At 73.0% G+C, this 10250-nt stretch carries 8 protein-coding genes; 5 read left to right on the top strand and 3 right to left on the bottom strand.

Annotation, left to right across the window (positions count from 1 at the left end; all coding sequences use genetic code 11):
- Nucleotides 1-3732, top strand: a 3732-nt coding sequence (locus H0488_RS18710) for an EAL domain-containing protein (RefSeq protein ID WP_183100752.1), incomplete at its 5' end; no start/stop codon positions are given.
- Here H0488_RS18710 and H0488_RS18715 read toward each other — a convergent pair.
- Nucleotides 3729-4445: a PaaX family transcriptional regulator C-terminal domain-containing protein gene (locus H0488_RS18715; protein ID WP_312856430.1), complete on the bottom strand. Its 717-nt coding sequence runs from the start codon at nt 4443-4445 to the stop codon at nt 3729-3731. The two genes, H0488_RS18710 and H0488_RS18715, sit on opposite strands and share 4 nt — an antisense overlap.
- A 55-nt stretch (nt 4446-4500) precedes the next feature.
- Here H0488_RS18715 and H0488_RS18720 point away from each other — a divergent pair, with 55 nt between their 5' ends.
- The 3 genes from H0488_RS18720 to H0488_RS18730 are packed head-to-tail and all read left to right on the top strand — an operon-like array spanning nt 4501 to nt 7960.
- Nucleotides 4501-5544, top strand: coding sequence for a crotonase/enoyl-CoA hydratase family protein (locus H0488_RS18720; RefSeq protein WP_183100754.1), 1044 nt, complete (start codon nt 4501-4503; stop codon nt 5542-5544).
- 5 nt (nt 5545-5549) lie between these two features.
- Nucleotides 5550-7199, top strand: a complete 1650-nt coding sequence (locus H0488_RS18725) for an acyl-CoA dehydrogenase family protein (RefSeq protein WP_183100755.1) — start codon at nt 5550-5552, stop codon at nt 7197-7199.
- Nucleotides 7199-7960: a crotonase/enoyl-CoA hydratase family protein gene (locus H0488_RS18730; RefSeq protein WP_183100756.1), complete on the top strand. Its 762-nt coding sequence runs from the start codon at nt 7199-7201 to the stop codon at nt 7958-7960. Before H0488_RS18725 ends, H0488_RS18730 begins: the two co-directional genes overlap by 1 nt.
- A 33-nt stretch (nt 7961-7993) precedes the next feature.
- On the opposite strand, the gene H0488_RS18735 is transcribed toward H0488_RS18730, so the two are convergent.
- A complete protein-coding gene (locus tag H0488_RS18735; protein ID WP_183100757.1) occupies nt 7994-8590 on the bottom strand; it encodes a TetR/AcrR family transcriptional regulator in 597 nt (198 codons plus the stop codon).
- 20 nt (nt 8591-8610) lie between these two features.
- A complete protein-coding gene (locus tag H0488_RS18740) occupies nt 8611-9036 on the bottom strand; it encodes a hypothetical protein (protein ID WP_183100758.1) in 426 nt (141 codons plus the stop codon).
- A gap of 99 nt (nt 9037-9135) precedes the next feature.
- On the opposite strand from H0488_RS18740, the gene H0488_RS18745 reads away from it, so the two are divergent.
- Nucleotides 9136-10250: carboxyl transferase domain-containing protein (locus tag H0488_RS18745; RefSeq protein WP_183100759.1), on the top strand; the 1115-nt coding region annotated here is incomplete at its 3' end.

The raw sequence follows: 10250 nt of genomic DNA on the forward strand, positions 1-10250 counted from the left end.
GCCGCCCGCCGGCACGCCGACGCGCTGCCGTACGCCCTGCGCGCCGCCGAGGTGGCCCGCGCCCAGTACGGCCTGGACTCCGCGCTCGCCCACTTCCGGATGGCCGAGCGCGGGGTGGCGCCGGAGGACCATGCCACGCGAGCGGCGATCGCCACCGGCATGGGCGACGTGCTGACGCTGCGGGGCGCGTACGCCGACGCGAAGGCCCAGCTGGCGGAGGCGAAGGCCCTGGTCGTCGACCCGCTCCAGAAGGCGTCGCTCGACGAGAAGCTCGGCAGTCTCGCCTTCAAGCAGGGCGACCTGTCGACCGCGCGCCGCCACCTCGAGGGCGCGATGGCGCAGCTCGGACGACCGGTCCCCACCCGGGCGCCGGTCCTGTTCGCCCGCCTGCTCTGGGAGATCCTGGTCCAGGCCGTGCACAGCTGGCTGCCGGGCCTGACGACCGGGCGCCGGTCCCCGGAGGGTCGCGACGAGGAGTTCCTCGCGATGCGCATCCACAGCCGGCTCGCCTACGTCTACTGGTTCTCGAGCGGCAAGTTCATGTGCGCGTGGAGCCACTTCCGCGGCCTGAACCTGGCGGAGCGCTACCCGCCGAGCGCCGAGCTCGGCCAGGCCTGCTCCGAGCACGCCCCGGTCATGACCATGCTTCCCTGGTACGACCGCGCGCTGCGCTACGCCCGCCGGTCCCTCGAGATCCGCCGCGCCCGCAACGACCCGTGGGGCCAGGGCCAGAGCCACGGCTTCGCCGGCGTCACCCTCTACGCCGCCTCGAGGTACGACGAGGGTGCCGACGCCTGCCGCGAGGCGATCCGGCTGCTCGAGTCCACCGGCGACCAGTGGGAGGTCAACACCGCCAGCTGGAACCTGGCGATGTGCCTCTACCGCAAGGGCGACCTGGCGGCTGCCGTGGACGTCGCCCGCTCGACGTACTCGGCGGCCATGGCGATCGGCGACGAGACCTCGGCCGGGGTGGCGCTGTCGGTGTGGACCCGGGCCAGCGGCGGCCGGGTCGATGCTGCGCTGATCGACGCCGAGCTCGCGCGCAACAGCGCCGACCTGAGCACGACCGCCGAGCTCCGGTTCGCCGCCGCCGTGTGCGCGATCCGCGCGGACGACCTGGACCGCGCCGCGGCCGAGGCGGCCGAGGCCGCGGCCGTGGTCCGGGCGGGAGGCCTCCACCAGGAGTACGCCGCCCCCATCGCGTCCTGGAACGCGACGATCGCCCGGCTGGCGGTCGAGCGCGCGTCGTCGTACGACGTCGCCGGGCGGAACCGACTGCTGCGGGAATGCACGACCCACGTCCGGCGGGCGAGGCTCTGGGCCCTCAGCTATCGCAACAACGCTCCGCACGCCCTCCGCGAGGCGGGTCTGCTGGCCAGCCTCAAGGGCCGCCAGCGCCGGGCGCTCCGGCTCCTGGAGCGCAGCGTGGCGATCGCGGAGGCGCAGGGCGCGCGCTACGAGGCCGCCCTGAGCCGGAAGGCCCGGGCCGAGGTCCTGGTGGCCCGGGGCGGCTCCGCCGACCAGCTGGCCGACCTGGCCGACCTGCTGGCCGAGGCGACCGAGGCCGTCCTCGCCTTCGAGCGGTCGCTGGACCTGATGCCGACCGAGGAGGAGGCGGACCACACGGTCTCCCTCTTCGACCGCTTCACGACGCTGCTCAGCGTGGGGCGCGAGATCGCGGCCGCGCCGACGACCACGGCCCTGGAGGCGGTCATCCGCAACGCCGCGCTGACCCTGCTGCGCGGCGAGCGGTGCCACATCATCAGCGTCGACCACCTCGACCACGAGCACCCGGTCACGGTGTCCGGCGAGCGCGCCGACGCCATCAGCCAGACCCTGATCAGCCGCGCGGTCGAGGCCGGTGTCCCGGTGGTCGCTGGCGACTTCAGTGTCGACGGGAGCGAGAGCCTGCTGCTGTCGGAGATCCGGTCGGTGCTGGTTGCTCCGATCATGGTCGACGGCAAGGCGCTGTGGTGCTTCTACCTCACCCACAGCCAGCTGGGCGAGCTGTTCGGCGACGAGGAGATCCAGCTCGCCAGCTTCGTCGCCACCCTGGCCGGAGCGGCGTTCGAGCACCTCGCCGGCACCGAGGCCCGGTTCCGCGCCATCGGCCGCAACTCCAGCGACGTGCTCACCCTCGTCGACCGCAACGGCATGGTGACCTACCAGAGCTCCGCAGCGTCGCGGGTCTTCGCGCTGCCGGCCGTCGGGCTGGTGGGCCGGCCGATCCTGGAGTGGGTGCACCCCTCGGACCGTGCGATGTTCTCCGAGGCCCTCGAGAACGCCGGACTCCAGGACCACTGCCGGATCGAGGTGCGGGTCATGCAGGCCGACGGCTCGTTCCGTCACGCCGAGACCTCGATCACCGACCTCCTCGACGATCCCGCCGTCGAGGCGCTGGTGCTCAACACCCACGACGTGACCGAGCGCCGCCGCCTGGAGGACGAGCTGCGCGAGCGGGCGTTGTCCGACGAGCTGACCGGTCTCGCGAACCGGGTGCTCTTCCTCGAGCGCACCCAGCACGCGATGGCCCGCCGTCGTGCGAAACCGCTGTTCGCCTGCTTCCTCGACCTCGACGACTTCAAGGCCGTGAACGACGCGCACGGCCACGGCGCGGGCGACCAGCTTCTGCGGACCATCGGCACCAGGCTCGCCGAGAACGTGCGCCCCGGCGACACGGTGGCGAGGTTCGGCGGCGACGAGTTCGCCATCCTGCTGGAGGACACCGAGCTCGATGCGGCGGTGATGGTCGTCGAGCGGCTGCTGGAGGCGATCTGCGCGCCGGTGAACATCGGCGACGCCGAGGTCGTCACCCACGCCAGCGTGGGGCTGGCCGAGTCCGCGGAGTGGCACGGCGACACCGACGACCTGCTGGCCGAGGCCGACGCTGCGATGTACGCCGCCAAGGCGCGCGGGAGCAACTGCTACGAGATCTTCCGGCCGGAGATGCGGGTGGCGGCCGAGTCGCGGTCACGGATCCGCACCGACCTCGACCTCGCGATCGTCGGCGACCAGTTCTGGCTGCACTACCAGCCGATCGTCGACCTGCGGTCGGACCTGCACCTCGGCATCGAGGCGCTGATCCGGTGGATGCACCCCGAGCGCGGCCTGCTCAGCCCGGCTTCCTTCATCGACCACGCCGAGACGAGCGGCCAGATCGGGCCGATCGGTGAGTGGGCCCTGCGGACGGCGTGCGACGCCACCGCGCAGCTGTTCGGCCACGCGTACACGAGCGTCAACATCTCGGCGCGACAGCTGCGGATCCCCCGGCTGGCCGAGGTGGTGGCCCACGCCCTCGAGGCCTCCGGCCTACCCGCGGAGCGGCTGGTCCTCGAGATCACCGAGACCGCGACGGTCAGCGACATGACCGGTGCCGTGGCCCGGCTCCGGGAGCTCAAGTCGCTGGGACTGCAGGTGGCGCTGGACGACTTCGGCACCGGCTACTCGCCCCTGACGCACCTGCGGAGCTTCCCGGTCGACATCTTGAAGATCGACCGGACCTTCGTGCGCAACGTCGTGCACAGCGAGGAGGACCGGGCGATCGTCAGCGGGGTCATCGAGATCGCCCACCGGCTCGGCCTCCGCACGGTCGCCGAGGGGATCGAGGAGGTCGGCCAGCTCGACATCATGCGCGACCTCGGGTGCGACTCCGGCCAGGGCTACCTGTGGACCGAGCCGGTGCCGCTGGAGGCCCTCCTGGCGGGCAGCCTCAGCGGATCGGGTCGCTCCTAGACGATGGCGAGCGAGCGCAGCTCGGCCTGGTAGGCGGCGTACGCCGCCCGCAGCGCGGCTCCCGGCCAGTCCGCGGGCAACAGCGCACGGGGGAGCAGCGGGTCGGCCGTGAGGTGACGTACGACGTGCGCCGCGACCGCGAGGCGAGGGGCCGGCGCCGCGGTCCGGTCCAGTCGCTCCAGGAGCGCGCGCCCCTCGGCCGCCCGGCCCGTCAGGTCCCACAGCTCCCGGGCCAGCCCGGACGGGTCGCCGTCGGGGCGGGCGCGGAACGAGGAGAGGACCGGGTCATCGGCGTACGACGCCGGGCGCCGCAGGTTCGCGGGCCGGGTCCACACCCCCTCGCGGAGCTCGGCGAGGCGCGCGCCCGTCAGCCGCTCGCGCAGGCTCGCCCGTTCGCTGCCGGGCCGGCCGGACACCACGATCACGGCCATCTCCCAGGTGCCGTCCCACTCGGTCTCGGCATCCTCCACGCCCTCGTCCTGGTGGGCCTGCCGGGCGACCAGCCGCTCGCCGAGCAGGTAGTCGCCGTCCTCCCTGCGCAGGTCGCCGGCCGCCACCGCGCGAGTCAGCGCGACCCGCAGGGTCGGCGCCGGGATGCCGAAGTGCTCGCCCGCGCGGGTCAGCTGGGCCGGGCTGAGCCGGTCGGGGTGGGACCCGAGGAGCAGGGACAGCACGACCGACCGTGCCGGCAACGGCTTCAGGTCCTCCGCCACGATCCCTCCGCTACAGATCTGGACACAACTGTAGTGAGAACCGTAACATCGCGACATGGCAGATGCAGCGCCCTGGCGGCGCGCCGCGCACGAGGGCCCCGACTCGCCGTACGACGGACTCCCGCTCGACGACGACGAGCGCGACTACCGCACGCTGACCTACGAGGTCGACGGCCGGGTCGCGCGACTGACCTTCGACCGGCCCGAGCAGGGCAACTCGATCACGCCCGACACCCCCGGCGAGCTGGCCGCTGCCGTCGAGCGCGCGGACCTCGACCCGCGGGTGCACGTGATCGTCCTCAGCGGGCGCGGCAAGGGGTTCTGCGGCGGCTACGACCTGACCGCGTTCGCCGAGCAGGCGATCCCGAACCACGACCCGGCGAAGACGTGGGACCCGATGGTGGACTACGCGATGATGAGCCGCTTCACCCGCGGCTACGCCAGCCTGCTCCACGCGAACAAGCCGACCGTCGCGAAGATCCACGGCTTCTGCGTCGCCGGTGGCACCGACATCGCGCTGCACTGCGACCAGGTCGTGATCGCCGCCGACGCGAAGATCGGCTATCCGCCGACCCGGGTGTGGGGAGTGCCGAGCGCCGGCCTGTGGGCGCACCGGCTCGGCGACCAGCGGGCGAAACGGCTGCTGCTGACCGGCGACTGCCTCTCCGGCCGCGAGGCCGCCGAGTGGGGGCTCGCGATCGAGGCGCCGGAGCCTGACCGGCTCGGCGACCAGCGGGCGAAACGGCTGCTGCTGACCGGCGACTGCCTCTCCGGCCGCGAGGCCGCCGAGTGGGGGCTCGCGATCGAGGCGCCGGAGCCTGACCGGCTCGACGAGCGCACCGAGGCCCTGGTGCAGCGAATCGCCGCGATGCCGATCAACCAGCTGATGATGGTCAAGCTCGCGCTCAACTCCGCGCTGCTCGCGCAGGGCGTCCAGAACAGCCAGATGATCAGCACCGTCTTCGACGGCATCTCCCGCCACACCCGCGAGGGCTACTCCTTCGCCGCCCGCGCCGCCGACGTGGGCTTCAAGCAGGCGGTGCGGGAGCGCGACAGCGCGCCGTACGACGACTTCGGACCTTCCACGAACAAGGGATGACCACCATGAGCACGCACTCCACGCACGACGTCTTCAACCAGGTCCCGCCGCTGGTCGGCCACGACACCGCCGCCGACCCGGCGCTGCTCGAGGGCCTGGAGCGCGAGGGCGCCGGCTGGGCCGCGGACGAGATCCACGAGCTCGGCCGGCTCGCCGGCACCGCCGAGGCCCAGTCCTGGGGCCGGCTCGCCGAGCGGGTCCCGCCGCGGCTGCACACCCACGACCGCTACGGCCACCGGGTCGACGAGGTCGAGTACGTCCCGGCCTACCACCAGCTGATGGAGACGGCCGTCAGCCACGGCCTGCACGCGGCGCCGTGGGCGGACGACCGGCCCGGCGCCCACGTCGCGCGGGCCGCGAAGTTCATGGTCTGGTCGGTCGACGCCGGCCACGGCTGCCCGATCTCGATGACCTACGCCGTGGTGCCGGCGCTGCGGGCGAACGCCGGGCTCGCCGCGCAGTTCGAGCCGCTGCTCACGAACCGCACCTACGACTTCGGGCTGCGTGACCCGGCCACCAAGCGGGGCCTGATCGCCGGCATGTCGATGACCGAGAAGCAGGGCGGCTCCGACGTACGCGCCAACACCACGACGGCGACGCCCCAGCGGACGGCTGGGTCGGACGGCACCTACGAGCTCGTGGGCCACAAGTGGTTCACGTCGGCACCGATGTCGGACATGTTCCTGACCCTCGCCCAGGCCCCGGGCGGGCTGTCGTGCTTCCTCGTGCCGCGCGTGCTGCCCGGCGGCGAGCGCAACCCGATGCGCTTCCTGCGGCTCAAGGACAAGCTGGGCAACAAGTCGAACGCCTCCAGCGAGATCGAGTACGACGGCGCCACCGGCTGGCTCGTCGGCGAGGAGGGCCGCGGCGTCCGGACCATCGTCGAGATGGTGAACCAGACCCGGCTCGACTGCGTGATCGGCACGGCCGCGGGCATGCGCACGGCGCTGGTGATGGCCACCCACCACGCCCGCCACCGCTCGGCGTTCGGCAAGGCGCTGATCGAGCAGCCGGCCATGCGCAACGTGCTCGCGGACCTGGCGGTCGAGTCCGAGGCAACGACGACGGCGATGATGCGGCTGGCCGGCGCCAACGACCGCGCGATCCGCGGCGACGAGGGGGAGGCCGCCGTACGCCGGCTCGCGCTGGCCGCGACCAAGTACTACGTCTGCAAGCGCGGGCCGATCCTCGCCGCGGAGGCGCTCGAGTGCCTCGGCGGCAACGGCTACATCGAGGACTTCGACGTGGCGCGGATCTACCGCGAGCTGCCGCTGCTGTCGATCTGGGAGGGGTCGGGCAACGTCGCGGCGCTCGACGCGCTGCGGGCGATCGCGCGGGAGCCGCACACCCTCGACGCGTTCTTCGAGGAGGTCGGGCTCGCGTCGGGCGCCGACGTCCGCTTCGACGAGGCGCTGGCCCGGCTGCAGAAGGAGTTCACGTCGTTCGACGACATCGAGCTCCGCGCCCGGCGGATCGTCGAGCAGCTCGCGCTCGTCTTCCAGGGCTCGCTGCTGCTCCGCCACGCGCCGGCCGCGGTCGCCGACGCGTTCTGCGCGACCCGCCTCGCCCGGGACTGGGGCGGCGCGTTCGGCACCCTGCCGACCGGGCTCGACCTCGGGCCCGTGATCGAGCGGGCCGTGGTGGAGATCGGCTGATGGCCGTCGACGTGCAACGGCGCGGTCCGGTCACGGTCGTCACGATCGACCGGCCCGAGGTGCGCAACGCCGTCGACACCGAGCACGCGCAGACCCTCTACGACGCGTTCCTCGCCTTCGACGCCGACCCGGACGCCAGCGTCGCCGTCCTCACCGGAGCCGGCGGCACCTTCTGCGCCGGCGCCGACCTCAAGGCCGTCAGCGCCGGCACCATGAAGGCCGACCCGCCGGGCACCGACGGTCCCGCGCCGATGGGACCGTCGCGGCTGCTGCTGTCGAAGCCGGTGATCGCCGCGGTCGAGGGACACGCGGTCGCGGGCGGGTTGGAGCTGGCGCTGTGGTGCGACCTGCGGGTGGCCGACCCCGACGCCGTGTTCGGCGTCTTCTGCCGGCGCTGGGGCGTGCCGCTCATCGACGGCGGCACCGTCCGCCTGCCGCGACTGGTCGGACAGTCCCACGCGCTCGACCTGATCCTCACCGGCCGCCCGGTCGCCGCCGACGAGGCGCTGCGGATCGGTCTGGCCAACCGGGTCAGCGCCCCCGGCGCTGCGCTGGCCGAGGCGATCACGCTGGCCGAGCAGATCGCCGCCTTCCCGCAGACCTGCCTGCAGCAGGACCGGCTGTCGTCGTACGAGCAGCACGGCCTGCCTCTCGACCGCGCCCTCGACGTCGAGTGGGTCCACTGCGGCCGCTCCCTGCTCGAGGCCATGACCGGCGCGGCCCGCTTCCGCGACGGGGAGGGCCGCGGCGGAGCCTTCTGACCCGATGGCCCGAGCGTGTCGCAGTTGACGCGATCAGTGGTTGCGGCTGCTGGGCGACTTGCGGCTGGCGCCGAGGGCGGCGAGGGCCATGTCGGCCAGCAGGGTGCGCAGCGAGTCGTCGGAGATGGCGTGGCCGGCCCGGGGGGTGGAGTTGAGGAGCCCGAAGGCTGCCTGGGCGGCGGCGTGCGCGGTCGGCTTGGTGAGGTCGGGCCGCAGCGCGCGGAGCTGGCCCGCGAGCAGGTCGACGTAGGACCGCTGCAGCAGCCGGACCTGCTCACGGGCCTGTTCGGGGAGCGACTCCCAGTCGCGGTCCTGGACGATGATCAGCGGCCGGTGGCCGAGCGCGAACTCGACGTGCCAGTCCACCAGCGCGCGTACGGCGTCGGCCGGCCCGTCCGCCGCTGCCACCCGCTCGCGCCCCACCGCCAGCAGCTGCTCGCTGATCGACACCAGCATCTCGGCGAGCATCGCCTGCTTGCTGGCGAAGTGCTTGTAGAGCGCCGGACCGGAGATCCCGCACGCGGCCCCGAGCTCGGCGACCGACACCCCGTGGAAGCCGCGGGCGGCGAACAGCTCGGCCGCGGTGGCGAGGATCTGTTCGCGCCGGGTCGGCTCCGCGGTGGTGGTCACCCACCAAGGTTAGTGCTCGTTCACCCCTCCTGCGGGCCCTCGGCGGCCTTCCGCATCATCTCGGCCTCGGACCTGTTCGCCTTGGCCAGCGAGGGATCCAGGAGCGCGTCGTCGTCGGACTGCTGACGGTGCGGCTGGCCGGTGGCGGGGTTGACCGTGGGCATGTCGTCGAGCTCGTCGGCCCAGTCGTCGGCGACCTCCTGAGGGGCGACCGGCTGGGCCGGAGGCGGCTGCGCCGCCGAGGTGGGTGTCGCTGAAGCGGGCGCCGCCGACGGCGGTTCGGCGACGTCGGGCTCGCGGGTCCGCCCGCCCGCGACCACCGCGCCGGCGAGCCGGCGGGCGCGGCCGGTGACCGACGACACCGTCTCCACGGGGTGGGTGACGGCGTGGGCGGTCCTGCCTGCGACCTCGGTGGCGATCTTGCTGATGGTGCCGACGGTCGACATGACCGGGTCTCCTCTCGATGGGCGTACGCAGGGGCAGTACCCGAGACCACGCTCCCCACCCGATTGACCGCGCAGGTTAATGATCGTTAACCTCGTGCCATGACCAGCCTCGAGGAGCTCAGCGTCGAGCTGCGCGAGCGGCTCGCCCGCGTGCGCGAGGGCGGCAGCGAGGCCGCCCGCAAGAAGCACACCGACCGCGGCAAGCTCCTGCCCCGCGACCGGGTGGACGGGTTGCTCGACCCGGGCAGCCCCTTCCTCGAGATCGCGCCGCTGGCGGCGTACGGGATGTACGGCAAGCCCGGCGACGACTACGCCGTGCCGTCCGCCGGCGTGGTGGCCGGCATCGGCCGGGTCGAGGGCCGCGAGTGCATGGTGCTCGCCAACGATGCGACGGTGAAGGGCGGCACCTACTACCCGATCACCGTCAAGAAGCACCTCCGGGCGCAGACCATCGCCGCGGAGAACCACCTGCCGTGCATCTACCTGGTCGACTCCGGCGGCGCGTTCCTGCCGATGCAGGACGAGGTCTTCCCCGACAAGGAGCACTTCGGCCGGATCTTCTTCAACCAGGCCAACATGTCGGCCCGCCGCATCCCGCAGCTGGCAGCGGTGATGGGCTCGTGCACGGCCGGCGGTGCCTACGTCCCCGCGATGTCCGACGAGACCGTGATCGTCCGCAACCAGGGCACGATCTTCCTCGGCGGCCCGCCCCTGGTGAAGGCCGCGACCGGCGAGGTCGTCACCGCCGAGGAGCTCGGCGGCGGCGACGTCCACGCCCGGACCTCCGGCGTCGTCGACCACCTCGCCGAGGACGACACGCATGCGCTGCAGATCCTCCGGGGGATCGTCGCGACGCTGCCGGGGCCCGATGGTCTCGTGACGGTCGCCAGGGCGACCTCCTCGACCAACGGTGGTTACGTCACGAGACCGGAGCCGGCCGACGTCGAGGAACCGCACGAGCCGCCGGAGTCGATCTACGACGTGGTGCCGACCAGCACCCGCACGCCGTACGACGTGCGCGAGGTGGTCCGCCGCCTGGTCGACGGCTCCCGGTTCCAGGAGTTCAAGCAGCTGTACGGCGAGACGCTCGTCTGCGGCTTCGCGAACATCCACGGCCATCGGGTCGGCATCGTCGCCAACAACGGGATCCTGTTCAGCGAGTCCGCGCTCAAGGGCGCGCACTTCGTGGAGCTCTGCAACCAGCGCGGCATGCC

Origin of the sequence: Nocardioides pelophilus (genome assembly GCF_014180685.1) — a bacterium.
Lineage (GTDB): Bacteria > Actinomycetota > Actinomycetes > Propionibacteriales > Nocardioidaceae > Nocardioides > Nocardioides pelophilus.

Bases quoted from the DNA above. Each gene is read 5' to 3' on its own strand.
- H0488_RS18720 (WP_183100754.1), top strand. From the start codon at position 4,501: ATGGCAGATGCAGCGCCCTGGCGGCGCGCCGCGCACGAGGGCCCCGAC.
- H0488_RS18725 (WP_183100755.1), top strand. From the start codon at position 5,550: ATGAGCACGCACTCCACGCACGACGTCTTCAACCAGGTCCCGCCGCTG.
- H0488_RS18730 (WP_183100756.1), top strand. From the start codon at position 7,199: ATGGCCGTCGACGTGCAACGGCGCGGTCCGGTCACGGTCGTCACGATC.
- H0488_RS18740 (WP_183100758.1), bottom strand. From the start codon at position 9,036: ATGTCGACCGTCGGCACCATCAGCAAGATCGCCACCGAGGTCGCAGGC.